Source organism: Paraburkholderia sp. FW306-02-B (genome assembly GCF_058782725.1).
This window is the reverse complement of the sequence record NZ_JBYSXZ010000001.1, coordinates 1,863,663-1,886,758: the sequence shown is the minus strand read 5'-3', so window position 1 is coordinate 1,886,758 and position 23,096 is coordinate 1,863,663. Positions and strand designations below refer to the sequence as shown.

The following is a 23,096-nucleotide window of genomic DNA, read 5'->3' as shown; positions in this document are numbered from 1 at the left end:
TTGCGCCTAGAACGCGAAGCAGCTGCAACCGAGCGCGCCCCAGAACGTGTTCGCGTCGCTGGCGGGCACGTTGCTGCGCCATGCCCACGCATGCGCATGACGATGCACGCCACACAGGTTCACGCACGCGTCGTTGCACGACTGCTGCAGCGACGCCGTGGGACGATAGCGCGCATAGCCGCCGTACTCCGCGACGGGCGACCACGTCGGGCTGACGGGCAGCGCGGGCGGGTCGAACGTTTCGAACTCGTCGGCAGCGTAGACGACACGGCCGTTGACCACCGTCAGCACCGAGGTCAGATGCTTGATGTCGTCTTCGTCGATCGCGAAATAGTCGTCCGAGAGCACCGCGAAATCGGCGAGCTGGCCGGGCACGAGCGCGCCCTTCTTCGTCTCGTCGTTCGAGAACCATGCACTGCCGACCGTATAGCGGCGCAACGCCTCCATGCGATCCAGCCGGTCCTGCGCGGCGTACATCGGCGTGCCGCCCACTGTGCGTCCCGAAACGAGCCAATACAATGAAACGAACGGATTGAAGCTCGCGACGCGCGTCGCGTCCGTCCCCGCGCCGACGGGCAGCCCCGCCGCGAGCATCTGTCGCACAGGCGGCGTGTGCGCGACGGCTTCGGCGCCATAGCGGGCGATAAAGTATTCGCCCTGATACGCCATCCGGTGCTGGACGGCGATGCCGCCGCCCAGCGCGGCAATGCGCTCGATATTGCGCGCGGAGATGGTTTCGCAGTGGTCGAAGAACCAGCGCAGGCCGTCGAACGGCGTGTCCTGATTGACGCGCTCGAACACGTTGAGAAAGCGCTCAATCGACTCGTCATAAGTTGCATGCAGCCTGAACGGCCAGCGGTTTTGCACGAGCAGTCGCACGACAGCTTCGAGCTCGCTTTCCATTGCGCCCGGCAGGTCGGGACGCGGCTCCAGAAAATCTTCGAAGTCCGCGGCGGAGAACACGAGCATTTCGCCTGCGCCGTTCATTTTCAGAAAGTCGTCGCCGTCGCCGGGCTTTGTGAGCTTGACCCACTTTGCGAAGTCCTCGATTTCCTTCTTCGCGTTCTGCGTGAACAGGTTGTAGGCGATACGCACCGTCAGTTCGTTGCGCTTCGCGAGTTCCATGATGACCGCGTAGTCGTCGGGATACGACTGATAGCCGCCGCCCGCATCGATAGCGCTCGTCACGCCCAGGCGGTTCAGTTCGCGCATGAACTGGCGCGACGAATTCAGCTGGTCGTCGAACGGAAGCTTCGGTCCTTTAGCAAGCGTCGCGTACAGCAGGCCCGCATTCGGACGCGCGATCAGCATGCCCGTCGGATTGCCGCGCCGATCGCGCTGGATTTCGCCGCCCGGCGGATTTGGCGTATCGCGGCCATAGCCGACAGCGCGCAGCGCCGCAGCGTTGAGCAGTGCGCTGTCGTAGAGATGCAGGATAAAGACAGGCGTATCCGGTGCGATCGCGTTGATCTCTTCAAGCGTCGGCCCTCGCTTCTCCGCGAACTGGAATTCGTTCCAACCGCCGACGACGCGCACCCATTGCGGCGCAGGCGTGCGCGCAACCTGCGCGCGCAACATCTCGAGTGCATCGCGCAGCGACGGCACACCATCCCAGCGCAGTTCGAGATTGAAATTCAAACCGCCGCGAATGACGTGAAGATGCGAATCGTTGAGACCGGGAACGACCGTGCGTCCCTTCAAATCGATGCGTTGCGTGGACTCGTTCGCCCATTGCATCATGTCGTGATCGTTGCCGCTCGCGACGATCTCACCTTTCGCGATGGCGAGCGCCGTCACGAACGAACGCTTGTCGTCCTGAGTCGCAATCTTGCCGTTATAGATCACCAGGTCCGCAATGGGGGCGGGCTGAATGGGTGCGGTCATCGTTGCTCTCCGTGGTGTTTGGTCAGGCGCGTGTCACACGCGACGACAGCAGCGTCGCGCGTGACGCATGGCAGGCAATGGGTGGGGTGATCAGCCCCGATCAGCCCGCCTCGCTCGCGTGCTCGCCGAGAATCTGCTTCGCATAGCGCACGCCGATGCCATACGCGGTGTGCGCCTTGAGGATCTCCATGGCGCCGTCGTACGTTTCGCCACGTGCCCAGTCGCGTTGCAGTTCGCACATGAACTGCACCGACGTCATCGGCACGGCGCCCGCCTGGACGACGCGCTGCACGGCACGCTCATGGGCTTCTTCGGTGATATCGCCGCAGGCGTCCGTCGGCACGTAGATCTCGAAGCCTTCGGCCAGCATCTGCACGGTCGGGAATGCGACGCACACTTCCGTCCACAGGCCCGCGATCACGATCTTCTTGCGACCCGTCGCCTTGATCGCGTCGCGAAAGCCCTTGTCTTCCCATGAGTTCATCGACGTGCGATCGATCGGCTTCGTCTCCGGAAACACCGACTGCACTTCCGGCAGCAGACGGCCGCTAAAAGAGTCGGCGGCGACCGTCGTCAGAACGGTCGGCACCTTGAAGAGCTTCGCGCTCTTCGCGAGGATCTGGACGTTGTGCAGGATGGTCGTGCGCTCATGCGAGTGCGTGCCGAAGAACATCTGCGGCTGATGGTCGATAAGCGCGAGCGCGCATGTATCGGGTGTCAACAGTTCATAGGCCATGAGTAGCTCCATTTTGCGAAAATGCGAGGGACCCGCACGGTTGCACGAAGGCAACCGTGTCAGCGTCCGGTTAGTGGATGAGTTCAGTCGACGTTGCATCGGTGAGGCAAGCGTCCACGGAAACAACATATAACGTTGTGCTCGGCCGAGACATTGCATATTTATGTAATCCGGGGCACGTCCAGGTGCCTGGCTTCGTTGCTCAACAAGTGTCGAGCGCCAATAGCCTCGCCGGGCTGATTCCAGATTCATGTAATAGCCGTCGCTGCTCCCCACCAACTAAGATCGAAGCGTCTCTTTGGCATGCTGCGGCCGGCCATTCGCCTGACCGTCGATGGCGAGCTGTGATCTGTAGACCGATTGCCATCGGACCCGAGCGACCATCGTCTGATGAGGTGACGACATGGAGGGCACGATGATTGAAAGCACGAGAATGGAGCGTGACACGTTCGGGAAGATCGCCGTACCGAACGAGCGCTTGTGGAGAACCCAGGCACAGCGCTCCCTGCAGAATTTTCGAATCTCTGGCGAAACGCAACCGCCCGAATTCATCCATGCACAGGCTTTGATCTGCACGGACTGATCACAGGAGTATGCCGAGATGAAACTCGACGCGACTACTTTCCGGCAACTGCGTCGTCTTGCTCCAGTACTGGACGACGTACTCAACGCCGGCGAGGTTGAGTATCCACATCAGGCCGTGAATCTGGCTGCACTGGCAGCCTTGTGTTCGCAGCTATTCCAGACATACGAGCTCCGCAAGCCCGTCGGGATGGAGCGGACACGCGTCGACGTGAATTAGATTGGCCGTCGAATGCAGTCCGCCGAGAGAGTAAAGACCCCCGGCTCTTTTTGAACTGGCACAGGAAAACAGACATGGGCAAAAAGAAATTAATCCGCGTCTACAGCGACCCTGCAGGCGGTTGGGGCGCGCTCAAGGCAACCGGTGAAGCGCTCGCGCTTCAAGGCATCGCCGTCTCCGGCGCGAAAACGCTATTGCATATGAATCAGCCGGAAGGCTTCGACTGTCCTGGCTGCGCGTGGCCCGACCCGAAGCACACGTCGTCGTTCGAGTTCTGCGAGAACGGCGCAAAGGCAGTCGCGTGGGAAGCGACGGCGAACCGCTGCCCGCCGGCGTTCTTCGCCGCGCACAGCGTGTCCGAACTCACCGCATGGGACGACTACGACCTCGAAATGGTCGGACGCCTCACGCATCCGATGGCCTATGACCGCGCCTCAGATCGCTATCTACCCATCAGCTGGGAAGATGCGTTCACGCTCGTGGGCCGCCACCTGAATGCGCTCGATCATCCCGATCAGGCCGATTTCTACACGTCGGGCCGCGCGTCGAACGAAGCCGCGTTCCTCTATCAACTCTTTGTCCGCGAATTCGGCAGCAACAATTTTCCCGACTGCTCGAACATGTGCCACGAAGCAACGAGCGTCGGCCTGCCGCAATCGATCGGCGTCGGCAAAGGCACGGTCCTGCTCGAAGACTTCGAGCACGCCGACGCGATCTTCATCTTCGGACAAAACCCCGGCACCAATAGTCCGCGGATGATGAGCGACCTTCATTCGGCGTCGCGGCGCGGCGCGAAGATCGTGTCGTTCAATCCGTTTCGCGAACGCGCGCTGGAACGGTTCGCTTCGCCGCAGAATCCGCTCGAAATGGCGACGCTCGGCTATACCCCCATCAGCACCTTCCTTTACCAGGTACGTGTCGGCGGCGACGTCGCAGTGCTCAAGGGGATGATGAAGGCCATCGTCGAAGCCGACGACGCCGCGCTTGCCGCCGACTTGCCACGCATCCTCGACATTGAATTCATTCAGGGCCACACGCACGGCATCGAAGCGCTGCTGGACGACCTGCGCGCGGCATCGTGGGACGCCATCGAGCGGCACTCGGGTCTCTCGCGCGCCGACATCGAGAGCGCGGCACAGATCTACATGCAGGCGAAGAACGCGATCCTCGTCTACGGGATGGGCATCACGCAGCATCATCGCGGCACGGAGAACGTGCAGCAGATCGCGAACCTCGCGCTGCTGCGCGGCAACGTCGGACGACCGGGCGCCGGCATTTGTCCCGTGCGCGGACATTCGAACGTGCAGGGCAACCGCACGGTCGGCATCACGGAAAAGCCGTCGGCGCAGCTGATTGAAGGTATCGAGCGCGCCTTCGGGTTCCGTGCGCCGGAAGACCACGGCCACGATGTGATTGCGACGATCGACGCGATGATGCGTGGCGACGCAAAGATTTTCATCGCGCTCGGTGGCAATTTCGCGGCGGCGATTCCCGACTGGGTCCGTGTGCAGGAGGCCATCCGCAAGCTCGACCTGACAGTGCACATTGCGACGAAACTCAACCGCAGCCATCTCGTGCACGGCAAGGATGCGCTGATCCTGCCATGCCTCGGCCGCACGGAGATCGACCTTCAAGCGGATGGTCCGCAATCGATCACCGTCGAAGATTCGATGTCGATGGTGCACGCGTCCGCAGGCCGCAACGAACCCGCTTCGCCGCATCTGCTGAGCGAACCGGCCATCGTCGCGGGCATCGCGCACGCGACGCTCGGCAAAAACTCCCGCGTGCACTGGGAACACATGGTCGCGAACTACGACCGTATCCGCGATGCGATCGAAATCGTGTTCCCCATCTTCCAGGCGTACAACGAGCGCATCCGCGTGCCGGGTGGCTTTCATCTCGCATCGACGGCGCGCGAACGCGTGTGGGCCACGCCAACGGGCCGCGCCAATTTCCTCGTCTTCAAAGGGCTCGACGAAAACCCCTGGCACAACGACCCCGAAGCGCTCTGGCTCACGACGATGCGCAGCCACGATCAGTACAACACCACGCTCTATTCGCACTCGGACCGCTATCGCGGCGTGTTCGGACAACGCGATGTCGTGTTCATGAACCGGCGCGAACTGGAACAGCGCGGACTGCATCCGGGCGAGCGCGTCGATATCGTCGCGCTTTCGACGGATGGCATCGAGCGCATCATCCGCAGCTTCAAGGTGGTCGAGTATTCGCTGCCCGACGGCTGTTGCGGCGCGTATTACCCTGAAGTGAATCCTCTCGTGCCGCTCTACGCGTTCGACCCGCAAAGCCGCACGCCGTCATACAAATCCGTGCCCGTGAAAGTAGTGCGTGCCCCCGTCGTGGGCCCGGATTCCGCGACGCGTGCAGTCGCCCTGCTACGCGAGGAGCCCCACCATGCCTGATCATGTTCTCGACCTGTCGCGCGCGCAGTTCGCGATGACGGCTGTCTTTCACATCCTCTGGCCGATCCTGACGATCAGCCTCTCCGCGTTCCTCGTGCTGATCGAGGCGCTGTGGATCAAGACAGGCGACGTGATGTACTACCGGCACGCGCGTTTCTGGAGCAAGCTGCTGGCGCTGAACTTCGCAGTCGGCGTGGTCAGCGGCATTCCGATGGAGTTTCAGTTCGGCACCAACTGGGCGGGCTTCTCGCAGTACAGCGGCCAGTTCATCGGCAATATTCTCGGCTTCGAAGGCGCGATGGCCTTCATGCTCGAAGCGGGGTTCGTCGGTGTCATGCTGCTCGGCTGGGGACGCGTGCCGCGCGGCGTCCATCTGTTTGCGACAGCGATGGTCGCGCTCGGTTCGAGCATCTCGGCGTTCTGGATCATGGTCGCCAATTCGTGGATGCAGACGCCGGCGGGCTATGCCGTCGTCAACGGCAAGATCGAGGTGACCGACTATGTCGCCGCGATCTTCAATCCCGACATGGTGTGGGGCGTGTCGCACATGTGGGTCGCGGCAATCGAAACAGGCATGTTCGTGATCGCGGGCATCTCGGCATGGAACCTCTTTCGCAAGCGCCAGCCCGAGTTCTTCGCGCGTTCGTTCAAGATCGCGCTCACCGTGCTCGTCTTTGTTGCGCCGCTGCAGATCTGGCTCGGCGATTCGAGCGGCGTGAGCGTGTTCGCAACGCAGCCCGCCAAGGGCGCGGCAATCGAAGGCCACTGGCACACCAACCCGCCGGGTACGGGCGCATCGTGGTCGCTGCTCGCATGGCCAGATCAGAAGGCGCAGCGCAACGACTGGTCGCTGGAAATTCCCGGCATGCTGAGCGTCCTCGGCACGCACTCGCTGCACGGCCACGTAAAGGGTCTCACCGACTTCAGGCCCGAAGACCAGCCGCCGATGATTCCGCTGCTCTACTATGCCTTTCGCGTGATGGCGGGGATCGGCTTCGCTTTCATGTTGCTCGCGTTCTGGACGGCGTACGCGCTGCGCAAGACGCGCGGCAGCCTCGATGCGTTGCTTGCGCAACGCAAGCTGTTGCTTGCCTGGGTGCTGTGCATACCCCTGCCTTATGTCGCCGTCGAGGCGGGCTGGATCGTCCGCGAAGTCGGACGTCAGCCGTGGGTGATCTATGGACTGCTGCGCACGAATCAGGCGGTATCGAGCGTGGCCGCGACGTCGGTCTCGCTCAGCATGGCGATGTTCTTCGCGTTCTATGTCGTGCTGCTCGTCACGTTCTTCGTCCTCGCGCGCCGCTGGCTGCGCAAAGGCCCCGATCTGACCAGCGTGCTCACCGCCAACGTCACCGCGCGCGGCGCTTCCGCCACGACGGCCACGCCCCCCATTTCCGGCTACTGATGCCGCGTACCCAGCTCACGAGGTTGCCTCATGGATAGCTCTACCCATGCGCTGCTGGCCCATATCTGGTTCGGCCTGCTCGGCCTGATGCTGGTGTTCTACGTTGTCACCGACGGCTTCGATCTCGGCGTCGGCATTCTCAGTCTGCTGCGCCCGCAGCGCACGGATCGCGACGTCATGGTCCAGTCGATCGGGCATGTATGGGACGCCAACGAAACATGGCTGGTCGTGCTCGGCGGCGGACTGTTCGGTGCGTTTCCCATCGCGTACGCACAGCTGATGCAGGACCTCTATCTGCCCGTCATGGCGCTGATCGCCGGGCTCATCATGCGCGGTGCCACGATCGAATTCCGTCATAGCGTCGAGCACGGTCCGCTGTGGGACAAGGTGTTCGGCATCGGCAGCCTGATCGCGGCGCTCGCGCAAGGCGTCGTGCTCGGAAAGATCATCACGGGTCTCGTGCCGGGCGAGTTGAACAAGGCGTTCATCGTCGTGGCAGCGATCGGCGTCGTCGCGGGCTATGCGTTGCTGGGCGCGACGTATCTGGTGAAAAAGACTGTCGGCATGATCGAGCAATGGGCGCGGCGCATGGCGTTGCTGAGCGCGATGCTGACGGTTGCCGCCGCAGTGCTGCTGACGGCTGCGACCTGGTTCTTCAGTGGCGTCGGCCTCGACCGCTGGACGCAACCGGGCGTCATGCATGTGCTGATCGCGCTCGGCCTCGCAGCAGCGCTTACGTTCGCCTTCATCATGACGTCGCTCTATCTTGGCGCGGCGCACGGTCCGTTCCGCGGCGCGGTGGCCCTCTTCATCGTGTCGTTCGTCGGTCTCGCGGTGAGCCTGTTCCCGGACTTCGTGCCCGGCAAGCTGGGCATCGTCGAAGCCGCTTCCGATTCGCGGACGCTCGCGTTCATGCTCGCCGGTATCGGTCTGATCTTTCCAGTGATGATCGGCTACAACCTATACCAGTACTACATCTTTCGCGGCAAGGTGGTCGGCGAAGTACATGCGGGCGATTGATCCGCGCCGCCATTGCACATCACATCATTGATGGAGCCGTCATGTCGGCTCTGAGTAGAAAACGGCGGTCGCTGCTTACATGAGTATGCAATGTCTCGGCTGAGCACAACGTTATATGTTGTTTGTGTGGACGCTTGATCTGTCTTTCAACGCGCGGCGACCTCTAATAGAGGCGCCTTCATGTTCCGCGGCGAAAGTCTGTTCATATTCCCGGCGATGCTCGCTCACGCGGGCGATCAGCTACCGTGTGTTCGGCGGCAAGGTCCGGCGCGCCGCCGGCTACCGACCGCGCCAAATTCAAGAGGGTCGACATGACCGAAGTCCGCATCGAAACCGACAGCCTCGGCGAAATGCGTGTCCCCGCAGACAAGCTCTGGGGCGCCCAGACCCAGCGGTCCCTCGCGCATTTCAGCATCGGCCGGGACCTCATGCCGCGCGAGATGATCGCGGCCTACGCTACGCTGAAGAAAGCCGCGGCCAGCGCGAACCACGCGGGCGGGCGGCTCGACGCCAGGATCCACGGGCTCATCGTTCAGGTGTGCGACGAGATCCTGGCCGGGCTGCATCACGACATGTTCCCGCTCCACGTCTGGATGACCGGCAGCGGCACACAGTTCAACATGAACATGAACGAGGTGATCTCGAATCGCTGCTGCCAGCTCGCCGGCACCGCCGTCGGCAGCAAGGCACCGGTCCATCCGAACGATCACGTCAACATGTCGCAATCGTCGAATGACAGCTTTCCATCGGCGATGTATATCGCGGCGGCGGTCGGCGTGAAGCAGCGGCTGATCCCGGCCGTCATGGCGCTTCACGACGCGATCGCGGCCAAGGCCGCCGAATGGCAGGACATCGTCAAGATCGGCCGCACCCACATGCAGGATGCGACACCGCTGACCTTGGGCCAAGAATGGTCGGGCTATGCCGGCATGCTCGCAGAGGGTCTGGAGCATTTCGACGACGCGCTGAAGAGCGTCTATCGCCTGGCGCTCGGCGGCACGGCAGTCGGCACCGGCATCAACGCCGCCCCAGGGTTTGCAGAGGCGGCCACGGTCGAGATCGCGAAGCTTACCGGCTTGCCGTTCGTGAGCGCGCCCAACAAGTTCACGGTGCAGGGTGCGCACGACGCGCTCATCCAGCTCTCGGGCACGCTCCGGACGCTTGCCGCCTCGCTCTACAAGATCGGCAACGACGTCCGGCTGCTGGCCTGCGGCCCGCGCGCCGGCTTCGCCGAGCTCCTGATCCCGGAGAACGAGCCAGGCTCATCGATCATGCCCGGCAAGGTGAACCCGACCCAGGCCGAGGCGTTGACGATGCTGGCGGTCCAGGTCATGGCGAACGACGTGGCCGTTGGCTTCGGCGGCGCCGGCGGCTATCTGGAGATGAATGTCTATAAGCCGCTGATGATCGCGAATATCACCCAGTCGGTGACCCTGCTGACCGACGGCTGCACCAACTTCCGCAAGTTCCTCGTAGAAGGCACGCAGCCGAACCGCAAGAAGATCGCCGAATACGTCGAGCGCTCACTGATGCTGGTCACGGCGCTCGCGCCGGTCATCGGCTACGACAACGCGTCGACGATCGCCCACCACGCGATGGAGCAGGATCTGACGCTGAAGGAGGCGGCCCTCTCTCTTGGCTTTGTCAGTGAGGCGGAATTCGACCGCGTGGTCGACCCGGCGAAGATGGTCAAGCCCTACGTAGCAACCGTGGTCTGATCCTTTGAATCCATCGCAGATTCGATGGCGACGGCCGGCCGCGGTCGCCATCGGCTGGCCTGGAAGCGGCTATCAAGGAGTAACCGATGAGCGAATCACGTGATCTCGTTGCACCGATCGAAACCGACCTGACAGGATTCGACCTGATCAACAACCCGATGCTCAACAAGGGCACGGCTTTCACCGATGAGGAACGCTGTGCGTTTGGCCTGCACGGATTGCTGCCGCCGCATGTCGGCACGCTCGAAGAGCAAGTCGAGCGCCGGCTGAAGGTGCTGCGCGCCTTCGAGACCGACTTCGAGCGCTACGCATTCCTGCGCGAGCTGCAGGACAGCGACGAGACGCTGTTCTACGCGCTTGTCGTCAGCAATCTCGAAGAGACGCTGCCACTGGTCTATACGCCGACCGTTGGCGAAGGCTGCCAGCGCTTCAGCGAAATCTGGCACAAGCCGCGCGGCGTCTTCATTAGCTACCCGAACATGCACCGGATTCGCGAGATTCTCTCGGACGCGCGCTTCGATCGGGTGCGCATCGTCGTTGTCAGCGATGGGGAGCGAATCCTGGGGCTCGGTGATCAGGGCGCCGGCGGCATGGGCATCTCGATCGGCAAACTGTCGCTCTATACGGCCTGCGCCGGGATCCATCCGGACGAGACGCTGCCGGTCCTGCTCGATGTCGGGACGAACAACCGGGAACGCCTTGACGACCCGCTCTATGTCGGCTGGCGGCACGAGCGCATACGCGGCGACGACTACGATGCCTTCATCGAAGAGTTCGTCGCGGCCGTGTCGGAGCGCTGGCCCGACGTGCTGCTTCATTGGGAGGATTTCGCCGGTTCGAACGCCGCCCGTCTCCTCGAGCGCTATCGCGACAGGCTGTGCACCTTCAACGACGATATCCAGGGCACCGCCGCCATCGCGGCCAGCTCGCTTCTCGCCGCCGTCAATGTCACCGGCGTGCCGCTAACGGCACAGCGCATCGCCGTGCTCGGCGCCGGATCGGCAGGATGCGGCATCGCCTCCCTGCTGCTCCAGGCGATGATCGATGCCGGCGCCGACGAGGCCGAGGCACGCCGCCACTTCTTCCTTGTCGACCGCAACGGGCTGCTCGTCGAGGGCATGCCGGACATCACGCCGGCGCAGCAGCCATTGCTCCAAAAACCGGCGGCGGTCGCCGGCTGGAAACGGGAGGCACCGAACGCGATCGGCCTGCTCGATGTGGTCTCCAATGCCCATCCGACGGTACTGATCGGGGTTTCGGGGCAGGCCGGCGCATTCACCGAGTCTGTCGTTCGCACCATGGCGCGTGAAGTCGAGCGGCCGGTCATCTTCCCGCTGTCCAATCCGACCTCGCGCAGCGAAGCGACACCGGAGCAGCTCATGGCCTGGAGCGAGGGGCGCGCGCTCATCGGCACGGGAAGTCCCTTCCCGCCGCTTCACTGGAACGGCCGCACACGGAAGGTCAATCAGACCAACAATTCCTATGTCTTTCCAGGCATTGGGCTAGGCGTCCTCGCCGCCGGCGCGTGCCGGATCACCGATGCGATGTTCATGGTCGCCGGAAAGACCGTGGCCGCCATGTCGCCCACGGTCACGGACAAGGAAGGGCTGCTCCTCCCGCCTGTTACCGACCTGCGCAAGGTCGCGATGGCCGTCGCGAAGGCCGTCGCCCGTCAGGCGCAGGCCGACGGCGTCGCGCAGCCCTGCGATGAGGCCACCCTCGACGCTCGCATCGCGGCGCGCGTCTGGGAGCCGCACTATCGGCCTTATAGGAAGCGCGGCTGAAAACCGGGCCCGCGCGGCACATCGGATGTCGCGCGGGTCCAAGTACTGCGAACGAACACGAACGTCCGCCACTCAGTCCAAACCTGGAAAGAGCCACGATCACGCGTTGGAAAGCCGCGTATGCCGTTCAAACACTACGTAACACGCCCACCAGGCGAACAACTTCCCGCCGGGCCAAATCGCCCCCCGGTTCCTTGCGCGCGAGAAGCAAGTCCAGCAGGTCGTTATCGCTCAAATCGAGCAAGCACGTCAGTGCTGCTACGTCGTCATCGCTGAGGCTGTCCTCGTAACGGTTGAAAAAGCGCTCAAAAATGAGGTCGTTTTCCAGTAAGCCGCGCCGCACCCGCCAGCGCAGGCGAGCGCGGCGCAGTGGATCGGACTGATGTGAGATCTCGTTCATGTCAAACCCTCCGGCGGACCATGAGTTCCTTGATCTTGCCGATCGCCTTCGTCGGATTGAGCCCTTTCGGGCACACATCGACGCAGTTCATGATCGTATGGCAACGGAAGAGACGGTACGGGTCTTCCAGGTTGTCGAGCCGCTCGCCCGTCGCCTGATCGCGGCTGTCCGCGATGAAACGATAGGCCTGCAAGAGCCCAGCCGGCCCGACGAACTTGTCCGGATTCCACCAGAAGCTCGGACACGACGTCGAGCAACTCGCACACAGAATGCACTCGTACACCCCGTCGAGCTCGTCACGCTCTTCGGGCGACTGCAGCCGTTCCTTCTCAGGTGGCGGCGTATCGTTGATGAGATACGGCTTGATCGAGTGGTACTGGTTGAAAAAGTGCGTCATGTCGACGATCAGGTCGCGGATCACAGGCAGGCCCGGCAAAGGACGAAGCACGATCTTCTGCGGCAGATCGTTCAGGTTCGTCAGACAAGCCAGACCGTTCTTGCCGTTGATGTTCATCGCGTCCGAGCCGCACACGCCTTCGCGGCACGAGCGGCGGAACGCAAAGGTTTCGTCGACCGACTTCAGCTTGACGATCGCGTCGAGCAGCATGCGCTCGTGCGAGTCGATGTCGATCTCATACGTTTGCATGCGCGGCGCTGCATCCTTATCCGGGTCGTAGCGGTAGATTTCAAATGTACGCTTTGCCATTTCTGAACTCCTTTGACTTGTGCCTTAGAACGTCCGCGCTTTCGGCGGAACCGGGTCGACGGTCAGCGGCTTCATATGCACCGGCTTGTAGTCGAGGCGGTCGCCAACGCTAAACCACAGCGTGTGGCGCAGCCAGTTTTTATCGTCCCGTTCCTTGTAGTCGCCCGGTGCATGAGCGCCGCGGCTTTCCTTTCGCGCTGAGGCCGAAACCATCGTGGCGCGCGCTACTTCGATCATGTTCGCCAGTTCCAACGCTTCGACGCGCGCGGTGTTGAACACCTTCGACTTGTCCTTCAGGTGAACGTGTCCTGCGCGCTCCTTCAGTTGCGCCAGCATCCTGACGCCTTCGTCCATCAATTTTTGAGTACGGAATACGCCCGCATGCTTTTGCATCGTCGAACGGATGTCGCCCGCCATCGCTTGCGTGTATTCGCCCGACGAGGACTTGTCCAGCTTGTCCAGACGCGACAGCGCGAAATCGGCAGCGTCGGCCGGCAGTGGCTTGTGCTCCTTGATATCCTTCACGTGCCTGATGATGTGGTTGCCGGCCGCGCGGCCGAACACCACCAGGTCGAGCAGCGAGTTCGTGCCGAGACGGTTTGCGCCGTGCACCGACACGCACGAGCATTCGCCTACTGCGTAGAAGCCGTTGACCGGCTCTTCGTGGCCCCTCGCCGTACCGACAACCTGGCCGTGCATGTTCGTGGGGATGCCGCCCATCTGATAGTGGATGGTCGGCACGACCGGGATCGGTTCCTTGATGGGATCGACATTCGCAAACCTTATCGCGATCTCGCGGATCGACGGCAGACGCTTCATGATCGTCTCGGCGCCGATGTGCGACAGGTCCAGCAGAATGTGGTCCTTGTTTGGGCCCACGCCGCGGCCTTCATTGATCTCCTGGCCCATCGAACGCGAGACGAAGTCGCGCGGCGCGAGGTCCTTCAGCGTCGGCGCATAGCGCTCCATGAAGCGATCGCCGTCCGCGTTGCGCAAGACGCCGCCTTCGCCGCGCACGCCTTCGGTAATCAGCACGCCCGCGCCGGCCACACCCGTCGGGTGGAATTGCCAGAATTCCATGTCTTGCAACGCGAATCCGGCACGCGCTGCCATGCCGAGGCCGTCGCCCGTGTTGATGAACGCGTTAGTCGTAGCGGCGAAAATACGTCCTGCCCCACCCGTTGCAAACAATGTGCACTTGCCTTCGAGAAGGTAGACGTCACCCGTCTCCATTTCGAGCGCGGTCACGCCGAGCACGTCGCCGTCGGCGTCGCGGATCAGGTCCAGCGCCATCCATTCCACGAAGAACTGCGTCTTTGCTGCAACGTTCTGCTGATACAGCGTATGCAGCAGCGCGTGGCCGGTACGGTCAGCTGCCGCGCATGCGCGTTGCACCGGTTTTTCACCGTAGTTCGCGGTATGGCCGCCGAACGGACGCTGATAGATCGTGCCGTCCGCATTGCGGTCGAACGGCATGCCCATGTGTTCCAGTTCATAGACGGCGTTCGGTGCTTCACGGCACATGAACTCGATCGCGTCCTGATCGCCGAGCCAGTCCGAGCCCTTGATGGTGTCGTAAAAGTGATAGTGCCAGTTGTCCTCGCTCATGTTGCCGAGCGACGCGCCGATACCGCCCTGGGCAGCCACCGTATGCGAGCGCGTGGGGAACACCTTCGAGAGCACGCACACCGAAAGACCAGCGCGTGCAAGTTGGAGCGAAGCACGCAGCCCCGATCCGCCGGCGCCGACGATGACCACGTCAAAGCGGCGACGCGGCAGAGAATTCTTGATTGCAACCATGCTTTACACTCTCCAGAGAATCTGCGCAGCGTAGCCCGCACACGCGAGCAGCCAGACGATCGTCAGCGCTTCGAGAAAAAGACGCACGCCAACGGGCTTCACATAGTCCATCCAGATGTCGCGTACGCCAACCCACGCGTGATAGAAGAGCGAAACTAACGCGACGAATGTCACGAGCTTCATCCACGGCGTGGAGAAGATCGACGCCCAGCCTTGATAGGAGAAATCGCGCGCGCCGAAGAACCAGACAAGCAGAATGATCGTGTAAACCGCCATGATGGTGGCGCTCACCCGTTGCGCAAGCCAGTCGCGCGAACCGTAATGTGCGCCGACGACGAGACGCTTCGGGCCGATATGATTACTTTCTGCCATTTTTAGAACGCTCCGAATAGTTTGAGCGCGAAAGCGATCGTGAGGATGAGCGACACGACAAGAACGACCATCGCTGTACTTCTGCCGCTTTGCTTCGTCACCGCCTTGTGATTCGTATCCATCACGAGGAAGCGGATGCCCGCGCAGAAGTGGTGGAGGAAAGCCCATGCGAGCACGAGCGCGATGATCTTGACGATGAGGTTGGAAAGGAACGCCTTGAAACCCCCGAAGCTCGTTTCAGAGGTAAGGCTCTGCTCGAAGAGGTACAGCAGGAACGGCAAAAAGACAAACAGCAACACACCGCTGACACGATGCAAGATCGATGTGCGCCCCGCAAGAGGCAGGCGATACACGAACAAAATCTGCCCCAATCCGATATTTTTGAATTCCCGCCTGGGCTTCGTTAAGATTTCAGCCATGCCTGACTCCTTCTCTAATGCATCGGTGGTTAAGGTTCGCTGAAACATCAACTGATCCTCAACATCACGTTAAGCGTTGCTAATCGCGAAGCAACGAGCACGACAACGCGCCTCGTTCGTCCCAATGCGCAGTTCGCGATGCGCGGCGTCAAATCGCAGTTGTGCATCGAGACGTCGCGGAGATGCGCGCTTTTCGCGCCAGCCATTCCGGCGCTTTGATCAAGCGTCCACACAAACAACATATAACGTTGTGCTCGGTCGAGACATTGCATGTTTATGTAATCCGGGGCACGTCCAGGTGCCTGTCCTCGTTGCTCGACTAGCGTCGAGCGGCACTAGCCTCGCTGCGCTGATTCCAGATTCATGTAATAGCCGTCCTTCGCCCTGCCAACTAGCATCAAGAACTTGGGACTATGAACCGTTCAAAGGAGATATGAAATGGCAACGACAGCTGCCGACTACATGGTTGCCGCACTAGTAAATGCCGGAGTGAAGCGTGTGTACGGTGTGGTGGGGGATTCGCTTAATGGATTCACCGATTCCCTGCGCCAGGATGGTTCGATTGAATGGGTTCACATGCGGCATGAGGAAAGCGCGGCTTTCGCCGCTGGCGCCGAGGCTCATCTCACAGGGCAACTCGCAGTCTGCTGTGGGAGCTGCGGTCCGGGGAATCTGCACCTTATCAACGGCTTGTTCGACTGCCATCGGAACGGTGTTCCCGTTCTCGCTATCGCCGCGCACATCCCAAGTACGGAAATCGGCATCGACTATTTTCAGGCTACCCGCCCCGAAGTGCTGTTCAAGGAATGTAGTCACTACGTCGAACTCGTCCACAGTCCCGACCAACTACCGCAAATCCTGGGCCGTGCCATCCGGACGGCAGTTGCGCGTAAAGGCGTCGCTGTTGTCGTCGTACCTGGAAATGTGGCACTCGGGCCTCTCGCAAAACCTGCGCTGAACTGGAGCGCGCCTTCCGCTCCGGTGATTCACCCATCGAACGACGACGTCGCGAAACTCGCACGTCTGTTGAACCGGTCGTCGCGAGTGACGTTGCTTTGCGGGGCGGGTTGCAAGGATTCCCACACGGAAGTCGTAGAACTCGCCCGCAAACTGCAAGCGCCAATCGTGCACTCGCTGCGAGGAAAGGAATACATCGAATACGATAACCCGTTCGATGTGGGAATGACGGGCCTCATCGGGTTCGCCTCAGGTTATTCCGCGATGAAGAGTTGCGACATGCTCCTGATGTTGGGTACCGACTTCCCTTATCGACAGTTCTATCCGGAGGGGGTGACCATCGCGCAAGTCGATACGAGGGCCGAAGCGCTTGGCAATCGATGCCCGATAGAGCTCGGCGTATTGGGAACAGTCAAGGATACGCTCAATGAACTTCTTCCAATGATTCAGGAGAAAGCGGACAGCAGCTTCCTGAATCGCGCGCTCGACGACTATCGCAAGGCTCGCAAGAGTCTGGATGCGCTGGCGGAGCCTGAAGCGGGCAGCAGCACCATCCATCCGCAGTATGTAACCCGGCTCGTCAGCGAACTCGCGGACGAGGACGCTATCTTCTCCTGCGATGTCGGCACCCCCGTCGCATGGACAGCCAGATATCTGAAGATGAACGGCAAACGACGCCTGGTTGGTTCGTTCAATCACGGCTCGATGGCCAACTCGCTGCTGCACTCGATTGGCGCGCAGGCCGCTTTCAGGGACCGCCAGGTGGTTTCGATGTCAGGTGACGGCGGCTTCACCATGATGATGGGTGAATTCCTCACGCTGATTCAGACAGGTTTGCCGGTCAAAGTCGTCGTGCTCAACAATGGAACGCTGGGCTTCGTGGAAATGGAGATGAAGGCCAGTGGGTTCCTTGATACGGGATGTGATCTGAAAAATCCGAACTTCGCCGCGATGGCCAATGCGATCGGCATCAAAGGCGTGCGCGTCGAGCACCCTACGGAGCTGGAAGGAGCCCTACGCAAAGCATTCGCCCATCCGGGTCCGGCTCTCGTCGACGTAGTGAGCGCACGCCAGGAGCTCGTGATGCCTCCTGCGACCACCGCTGACCACGCTTACCATTTTGGGCTGTTTATGCTTCGTGCTGTCATGGACGGTCGAGGCCAGCAACTCATTGACCTCGCAAAGGTCAATCTGTTCCGGTAGTGCAGTCCGCAAGTTCGCCTCTATCCCGATACCCGTCCAGTTCCTCCTTGGACATTTGAATGCTGACTACATCCATGAGCGGCAACCAGTCAAATTCGCTGCGATCGAAGGGCGTTGGCGGGATGAACAACCCGCGGCAGAGGTGCTCGTCGCGATACCTGGAGTGTCTTGTGCGAAGTGCTGCGTCGACACATTGGCCGCGAGCGGCCGTTGGGCTCGCGTTGCCGAATACGGCGCGCTCGCTGCCCGCCCCGCTTAACCCAGCAAGTCCTATAAATTTTCACGGATCATCGCGAACACGTCGGCGGACTGCCCCTGCAGCATGGCTTTCGCTGAGTACAGGACCATTCCGTACGCAGCCCCCCACTCGATCTTCGGCGGCATTACGAGCGTCATCGTATCGACCTTGACGTTCAGCAGCGCAGGGCCGGGCTCGTTCAACCATGCAACGACGGCGTCTTCGAGTTCGTCGGCTTTCGCCACCGTGCGCCCCCATAATCCGATCGCCTCGGCGACCTTGCCGAAGTCCGGGTTTTGCAGGCCCGTATAGAGCGGCAGCATGCCTTCGGACTTCTGCTCGATGTCGATAAAGCCAAGCTTGCCGTTGTCGAACACGACCACCTTGATGGGCAGCTTCTCCTGCACGGCCGTCATGAGCTCACCAAACATCATGGCTAGACCACCATCGCCGGACATGGAAATCACCTGCCGTCCAGGCTGGCACTTCTGCAGCCCCAATGACATTGGCAGGGCCGCCGCCATCGTGCCGTGAAGCAGACTCGAAAACACCCGGCGTTTTCCGTTCGTGTCGATATGCCGATAAAGCCAGACAGTGGGCGTCCCATCGTCGGCGCAGAAGAGTGCATCGCACGCTGCGTGCCGGTTGATCAACTCGGTCAGATAGATGGGCGGAATCGATCCGCGGCTCGACGCGACGGCCTTGGACCGGTGGGTTTCCACCGCGCGGGCATGCCGTTCGACGAGCTTGTCGCGAAACTCGGTTGACGTGCGCGGCTTAAGGCGCGGCAACAACGCCTCCATCGTGGACTTGATATCTCCAACCAGCCCTAGCGTGACCGGATGCCGGCGGCCGAGATGATCGGGTGCCATGTCGATCTGAACGATTTTGGCCTTCTCCGGGTAGAACTGCCGCCACGCGAAGTCGGCGCCAAGCATCAACAAGGTCTCGCATTCGGATACCGCCAGATAGCCCGCTTCGCCGCCAATAATGCCGGTCATGCCGACGTTGTAGGGGTTGTCGTGCTCAAGCACGTCCTTTGCGCGGGACGTGTGTGCAATAGGCGCCTTGAGCCGCTCGGCTACCGCAAGGATTTCAGCGTGGGCGCCACGGCAACCCGAACCCCCATAGATCACGATCTTCTCGCCTGAATTGAGGATTTCAGCGACACGGTCGAGGTCTGCGTCACTCGGCCGGACAACGGGCACATTCGTGTGGACCGAATACGGGACGTCATCGCTCGCATTAGCATGAGCGATGTCGACCGGAACGATCAACACCGCAACGCCACCCTTTGCAATGGCGGTCTGACAGGCAATCACGGTTTTGCGTCGCGCCTGCTCCGGCGTAATGATCATGTCGCAGAACACGGTGCACGATCCGTAGATCGCCTTGAAGTCGACTTCCTGCGGAAAGTTAAAACCAAGTTCCTCGCTCGCTACCTGGGTTGCGATCAGGATAACCGGAGCCCGATTGCGGTTGGCGTCCACCAGGCCGTTAATGAAGTGAAGGCTGCCAGGGCCGCAGCTTCCGGCAACGGCCGTCAGGTTACCGGTCAACATGGCTTCGGCTTCGGCGGCGAACGCCCCCGCCTCCTCATGGCGCACATGGACCCATTCGATGTCGCTCTCGTTGATATGGTGAGCGATGAGATTCAGCGTGTCGCCCACGATGCCGTAGCAGTGCTTTACGCTCGCCGAGGCGAGCGTATCCACAATAATTTCGGCAACTTTTTTGCTCATGTCGGCTCTCCTGAAGGTGCTCCATGCATGAAATGATCAGCCACCGTTGTGAACCGCAGGCCCGGAGTTCGGCACTGCCGGTCGCGCTGATTCCATCGATGGGACGATTCACTTATCTTGCATGGACTCCTGATTACCTGAAATCACCCTGAGGGGGGATCGGCGCCATGATGGCTCCCCCATGTCCCACACTTGAAGCATGCATCAGATAGTTGACAGAGCGAACAGACGTCGGCCGATCTGAGCGCCACCCGGCAAGGAATTCGACAGCCGCTCGAGCGTCGAAGTGAAACGGCGCAGTTGCGCATCCGCCTGTTTGGCGTCACCGCGGGCCGCGTGAATCGCTGCCGCCGTGCGGTGAAGCCGCCAGTCCGCCAGCGGGGTTTCGAATCCTGCCGCGGCCGCGAACGCGGAGTTGATACGGTCGAGTGCAATGACCGGATCGCCGCTCGCGAGCGCCTCGCGCGCAACGACTTCCCAGGCGAGAGCCTGCCACGTCCGGTCTTCGGTGGCGAGGGCGAGCTTCAGGAACGCCTCGCCGCGCGATCGTGCGGTGCGATGGTCGCCCGCCATCATCGCGGCCTCGGCGGTACCCCATTCGGTTGCCAGTCGCCAGTACCAGTCGAACATGATGGGCGTGGCGTCCATCTGCCTGCGCGCTTCGGCAAACAGCGACGCGGCGCGTACGCCGTCCCCCAATCCTATGTACGCGAGGCCCGCGAGCACAAAACACGCACGGTGTTGCACGGGCAGCAACGCGCCGGGGTCGGCTTCGACCGCCCGAGCGGTCGAAGCCGGGACGAACCGTTCGTACATTTCAATGACTGACTCGTAGTCCATCGTGTGCACGAGCAGCCAACCCCTATAGACCTCGAGTGTGCGGGCCGCAAAGTAGTCACCGTTCTCGCGGAACGAAGTCATACCCTGGTCGAACGATTCCATCGACCGGCCTAGCTCGCCAAGGAAAAGCTGAGCCCACGGTGTACCCAGCCGGAGCATCCACGTCGCCCTCGCGAGGTCGAAGCCCGGATGTTCCACCGCATGCTCAAAGAGGATCTGGTAATTCGCCCGCACAGTCCCGAGCGCTTCACGATACCGGCTGGAAATGATGCACAGCATGCTGTATTCCATATTCGCCCGGGCAATCAGCAATGGATCGCCCGTTTCGCGCAACGTACAAATCGCAGCCTCGCACTCACTCAGATCCGCATGCGACCAGCCGTTGGTCCAGATACGCCGTACGTAGGCACTGACGCGGACCAGCGCACTGACGCGCATGTCGGGATGCGATGCACTGAGCGTAAGCGCTTCGTTTAGCACCTCGACGCAACGTTGCCTGTCGCTCCAGCTAAAGACGTAGGCGAGGCCGAGCATGGCGCGCAATTGCGCATCGAGCCGGCCAATCGTGCGTGCCTGCTCCTCGAGTTCGACCCAGGCGGCCTCGGCGCGCGGATCATGCGCCGCAGCGTAAAGCGACGCGCGTGCCTCGGCAAACTCGAAGCTTTTAAGCGGACGCAAATCAACCGGCAACTTTGCGGTGAGCGAAGCGGCAAAATCGAGAATCGACTGCGCCTCGCGATACGCAAAGCGAACCTTTGCGGTTTGCAGCGCAATGCGTAGATAGTCGATCGCTTTGAGCCAGTCTCTCGCGTCAGCGAAATGTTGACCGAGCTCGTATGCCACCTCCGCTCTCTGGTCACGAGCATAGATCGCCTCGAGCCGTTCCGCGATTTGCCGATGCAAACGGGAGCGACGAGTCAACCCCTGACGCCCATAGAACGCGTGGCGAATGAGGGCATGGTCGAAACAGAACATAGCCGCCGCTCCCCCGTCGGGTAAGCGTTTCACTCCCCAACGTTGAATGAAGCGTTGATTGCGTGCCAGCGCCTCGCACAGATCGTCGAACTGCTCCGCTGACAGACCCGCGGCCTCGGCCACGGTCGCGGATGAAAAGCAGAGCCCTGCAACGCTAGCGGCTTCAAGCAGATTCCGTTCGTCGGTGCCCAAGCGCCGGATTCTACTCTCGAGCGTCTGGGTTATCGTGTGTGGCGCTGCCGCGCCGATCATCCCCAATGGCACCAGGGGCCGCCAGCCCGTCGCCGTCTTGCGGAGCATGTTGCGCTCCACTAGATCTGCGAGGGTCGCCCGCATAAACAGCGGATTGCCGCCGCAACGTTGCGCGATGAGATAAGACAGTTCCTCCTCGGCAGGGTCGACGTGATCGCGGTCTGTCAGCCACGAAACCACCGCGTCGCCGGGCAGCGAGCCAAGCGCCAGATCCCGGCATAGGCCCCTCAGCGAAAGCTCGTGGTGCAGTTGCTCGATGGGGTGTTCAGCCAGCGCCGCCTCGTCCGGCCGGTAAGTGACGACGACCATCAGGCGCAGCGCCCCCGGCTGGCGCGCAATCGCCGCCAGCAAATCTATGGTTGAGTAGTCGGCCCAATGAAGATCTTCGAATATCAGAAGTAGCGGTTGCGTCTGCGTCAGAGAGCTCAGCAAGCCGCAGATTTCCCGGAGCATGCGTTCGCGCGACGCGCCAGGAAGCTGCCGCTGCAGGGACTCGCGCACATGACTCGCCACCTGGCCCGGGAGCTGCAATGCCCACGTGGGCGCCAGCGTCACCAGCGCTTTCACGACTTCGCTGCCGCCGGTTCCCTGGCAAAGTTGCCCGAGAGCCTGCAGAACCGGATAAAACGGCTCCGTGCCGCCATAGCCCTCGACACAACGCCCTTCAGCGACCCACGTATCGTCATGTTCGAGCCGTTGGGCGGCAACGAACTGCTTGAGCAACGCTGTCTTGCCGATGCCTGGCTCACCGGCAACCACCACGACCTGACTGCTTCCGGATCTGGCCCGGTCCATTGCGGTACTCAGTTGCTGCAGTTCAATCGTGCGCCCGACAAAGCGGCCGAAGCTCTCCTCGCTTACGACCGGCAACGGCGTAGTTGTTGGGACCTCTACGGGCGCGACGAAACGATAGCCGCGTCCGCGCAGCGTTTCGATGTAGCGAGGGCGCTGCGCGCTATCGCCTAGCCGTGCCCGGATCGTCGTTATGTGGGCCTTCACGACTTCGGGCTGCACGTGCACATCGGGCCACACCGCTTCGAGCAGCGCGTCATGGGTAATCAGCGCACCGCGATTCTCGATCAAAAACCGCAAAACGCCGAAGGTCTTGCGCGTCAGATCGATCCGCTCGGGTGTTGCGTCGGGATCCAGCCGCCAAAGGCATTCGTTCACCGTATCCAGACGAAAGCCTTCGAAACTGACCGAAGAGAGCGTGCTCGACTGAGCCTTCATACCAACCTTGCTCCTCACGCCTGGATCAGGCCCAAATTGCAACTGTCTGAACGCCGACGCGTCGTCGATGATCGCGCCGCATGCTCCGCCCAGGACGAGACACACACTTTTGCCATCAGGGTAAGGCGGTCGACATCCAGAAGGGTGAATTTTTGGTCTTAATTTGGTAACGGATTGGTCCAGTCCGCATTAC

General features: G+C 61.6%; 17 protein-coding genes and 1 pseudogene. 9 read left to right on the top strand and 9 right to left on the bottom strand.

All coding sequences use genetic code 11. The annotated features are described in order from the left end of the window. Positions 1-6 precede the first annotated feature (6 nt). Positions 7-1,884, bottom strand: coding sequence for an amidohydrolase (locus AC3WOG_RS08325; protein ID WP_492577531.1), 1,878 nt, complete (start codon positions 1,882-1,884; stop codon positions 7-9). Positions 1,885-1,984: 100 nt separating this feature from the next. Further along, positions 1,985-2,620 (bottom strand): hydrolase, encoded by a 636-nt coding sequence (locus tag AC3WOG_RS08320; protein WP_492577530.1) that lies wholly within the window; start codon positions 2,618-2,620, stop codon positions 1,985-1,987. A 415-nt stretch (positions 2,621-3,035) separates the two neighbouring features. On the opposite strand from AC3WOG_RS08320, the pseudogene AC3WOG_RS08315 reads away from it, so the two are divergent. The 7 genes and pseudogenes from AC3WOG_RS08315 to AC3WOG_RS08285 form a co-directional block, all read left to right on the top strand. Further along, positions 3,036-3,191, top strand: a pseudogene (locus AC3WOG_RS08315) (class II fumarate hydratase); the annotation flags it as partial. A gap of 30 nt (positions 3,192-3,221) precedes the next feature. Further along, complete coding sequence (locus tag AC3WOG_RS08310; protein WP_492577529.1) at positions 3,222-3,422, top strand: hypothetical protein; 201 nt, start codon at positions 3,222-3,224, stop codon at positions 3,420-3,422. A gap of 74 nt (positions 3,423-3,496) precedes the next feature. Continuing rightward, positions 3,497-5,842, top strand: a complete 2,346-nt coding sequence (locus tag AC3WOG_RS08305) for an FdhF/YdeP family oxidoreductase (RefSeq protein WP_492577528.1) — start codon at positions 3,497-3,499, stop codon at positions 5,840-5,842. Beyond that, positions 5,835-7,247, top strand: a complete 1,413-nt coding sequence (locus tag AC3WOG_RS08300) for a cytochrome ubiquinol oxidase subunit I (protein ID WP_492577527.1) — start codon at positions 5,835-5,837, stop codon at positions 7,245-7,247. Before AC3WOG_RS08305 ends, AC3WOG_RS08300 begins: the two co-directional genes overlap by 8 nt. Positions 7,248-7,277: 30 nt before the next feature. Beyond that, on the top strand, positions 7,278-8,267 hold the full coding sequence (locus tag AC3WOG_RS08295) for a cytochrome d ubiquinol oxidase subunit II (RefSeq protein ID WP_492577526.1): 990 nt from the start codon (positions 7,278-7,280) through the stop codon (positions 8,265-8,267). Positions 8,268-8,578: 311 nt separating this feature from the next. Further along, positions 8,579-9,985: a class II fumarate hydratase gene (gene fumC / locus AC3WOG_RS08290; RefSeq protein ID WP_492577525.1), complete on the top strand. Its 1,407-nt coding sequence runs from the start codon at positions 8,579-8,581 to the stop codon at positions 9,983-9,985. Positions 9,986-10,071: 86 nt separating this feature from the next. Beyond that, positions 10,072-11,769 (top strand): NAD-dependent malic enzyme, encoded by a 1,698-nt coding sequence (locus AC3WOG_RS08285; protein ID WP_492577524.1) that lies wholly within the window; start codon positions 10,072-10,074, stop codon positions 11,767-11,769. Positions 11,770-11,896: 127 nt separating this feature from the next. On the opposite strand, the gene AC3WOG_RS08280 is transcribed toward AC3WOG_RS08285, so the two are convergent. Genes AC3WOG_RS08280 through sdhC form a run of 5 tightly spaced genes read right to left on the bottom strand, consistent with a single transcriptional unit; the run spans position 11,897 to position 15,466 of the window. Beyond that, a complete protein-coding gene (locus tag AC3WOG_RS08280; RefSeq protein WP_492577523.1) occupies positions 11,897-12,169 on the bottom strand; it encodes a succinate dehydrogenase assembly factor 2 in 273 nt (90 codons plus the stop codon). A 1-nt stretch (position 12,170) separates the two neighbouring features. After that, on the bottom strand, positions 12,171-12,875 hold the full coding sequence (locus AC3WOG_RS08275) for a succinate dehydrogenase iron-sulfur subunit (protein ID WP_492577522.1): 705 nt from the start codon (positions 12,873-12,875) through the stop codon (positions 12,171-12,173). Positions 12,876-12,899: 24 nt separating this feature from the next. Further along, entirely contained in the window at positions 12,900-14,675 is a 1,776-nt protein-coding gene (gene sdhA, locus AC3WOG_RS08270) for a succinate dehydrogenase flavoprotein subunit (RefSeq protein WP_492577521.1), read from the bottom strand. 3 nt (positions 14,676-14,678) lie between these two features. After that, positions 14,679-15,047: a succinate dehydrogenase, hydrophobic membrane anchor protein gene (sdhD, locus tag AC3WOG_RS08265; RefSeq protein ID WP_492577520.1), complete on the bottom strand. Its 369-nt coding sequence runs from the start codon at positions 15,045-15,047 to the stop codon at positions 14,679-14,681. A gap of 2 nt (positions 15,048-15,049) precedes the next feature. Continuing rightward, complete coding sequence (sdhC, locus tag AC3WOG_RS08260; RefSeq protein WP_492579739.1) at positions 15,050-15,466, bottom strand: succinate dehydrogenase, cytochrome b556 subunit; 417 nt, start codon at positions 15,464-15,466, stop codon at positions 15,050-15,052. A gap of 438 nt (positions 15,467-15,904) precedes the next feature. Between sdhC and poxB the strand changes: the two genes are divergently transcribed. Further along, complete coding sequence (gene poxB, locus AC3WOG_RS08255; protein ID WP_492577519.1) at positions 15,905-17,626, top strand: ubiquinone-dependent pyruvate dehydrogenase; 1,722 nt, start codon at positions 15,905-15,907, stop codon at positions 17,624-17,626. Continuing rightward, positions 17,562-17,885 (top strand): cytochrome ubiquinol oxidase subunit I, encoded by a 324-nt coding sequence (locus tag AC3WOG_RS08250; RefSeq protein WP_492577518.1) that lies wholly within the window; start codon positions 17,562-17,564, stop codon positions 17,883-17,885. The genes poxB and AC3WOG_RS08250 overlap by 65 nt, the downstream gene beginning before the upstream one ends. Positions 17,886-17,896: 11 nt before the next feature. Here AC3WOG_RS08250 and AC3WOG_RS08245 read toward each other — a convergent pair whose 3' ends face one another. Together AC3WOG_RS08245 and AC3WOG_RS08240 are read right to left on the bottom strand one after the other, a co-directional pair. Beyond that, positions 17,897-19,606, bottom strand: a complete 1,710-nt coding sequence (locus AC3WOG_RS08245) for a thiamine pyrophosphate-dependent enzyme (RefSeq protein WP_492577517.1) — start codon at positions 19,604-19,606, stop codon at positions 17,897-17,899. A 204-nt stretch (positions 19,607-19,810) separates the two neighbouring features. Then, positions 19,811-22,903 carry an ATP-binding protein gene (locus tag AC3WOG_RS08240; protein ID WP_492577516.1) on the bottom strand — a complete coding sequence of 1,031 codons (3,093 nt, stop codon included), beginning with the start codon at positions 22,901-22,903 and terminating at the stop codon, positions 19,811-19,813. Positions 22,904-23,096: the final 193 nt, after the last annotated feature.

Coding starts and splice junctions, on each gene's coding strand:
- AC3WOG_RS08300 (WP_492577527.1), top strand. CDS start 5,835: ATGCCTGATCATGTTCTCGACCTGTCGCGCGCGCAGTTCGCGATGACG.
- AC3WOG_RS08295 (WP_492577526.1), top strand. CDS start 7,278: ATGGATAGCTCTACCCATGCGCTGCTGGCCCATATCTGGTTCGGCCTG.
- AC3WOG_RS08305 (WP_492577528.1), top strand. CDS start 3,497: ATGGGCAAAAAGAAATTAATCCGCGTCTACAGCGACCCTGCAGGCGGT.
- AC3WOG_RS08285 (WP_492577524.1), top strand. CDS start 10,072: ATGAGCGAATCACGTGATCTCGTTGCACCGATCGAAACCGACCTGACA.
- AC3WOG_RS08325 (WP_492577531.1), bottom strand. CDS start 1,884: ATGACCGCACCCATTCAGCCCGCCCCCATTGCGGACCTGGTGATCTAT.
- fumC (WP_492577525.1), top strand. CDS start 8,579: ATGACCGAAGTCCGCATCGAAACCGACAGCCTCGGCGAAATGCGTGTC.
- AC3WOG_RS08245 (WP_492577517.1), bottom strand. CDS start 19,606: ATGAGCAAAAAAGTTGCCGAAATTATTGTGGATACGCTCGCCTCGGCG.
- AC3WOG_RS08240 (WP_492577516.1), bottom strand. CDS start 22,903: ATGAAGGCTCAGTCGAGCACGCTCTCTTCGGTCAGTTTCGAAGGCTTT.
- sdhA (WP_492577521.1), bottom strand. CDS start 14,675: ATGGTTGCAATCAAGAATTCTCTGCCGCGTCGCCGCTTTGACGTGGTC.
- AC3WOG_RS08275 (WP_492577522.1), bottom strand. CDS start 12,875: ATGGCAAAGCGTACATTTGAAATCTACCGCTACGACCCGGATAAGGAT.
- AC3WOG_RS08320 (WP_492577530.1), bottom strand. CDS start 2,620: ATGGCCTATGAACTGTTGACACCCGATACATGCGCGCTCGCGCTTATC.
- AC3WOG_RS08280 (WP_492577523.1), bottom strand. CDS start 12,169: ATGAACGAGATCTCACATCAGTCCGATCCACTGCGCCGCGCTCGCCTG.
- sdhC (WP_492579739.1), bottom strand. CDS start 15,466: ATGGCTGAAATCTTAACGAAGCCCAGGCGGGAATTCAAAAATATCGGA.
- AC3WOG_RS08310 (WP_492577529.1), top strand. CDS start 3,222: ATGAAACTCGACGCGACTACTTTCCGGCAACTGCGTCGTCTTGCTCCA.
- poxB (WP_492577519.1), top strand. CDS start 15,905: ATGGCAACGACAGCTGCCGACTACATGGTTGCCGCACTAGTAAATGCC.
- sdhD (WP_492577520.1), bottom strand. CDS start 15,047: ATGGCAGAAAGTAATCATATCGGCCCGAAGCGTCTCGTCGTCGGCGCA.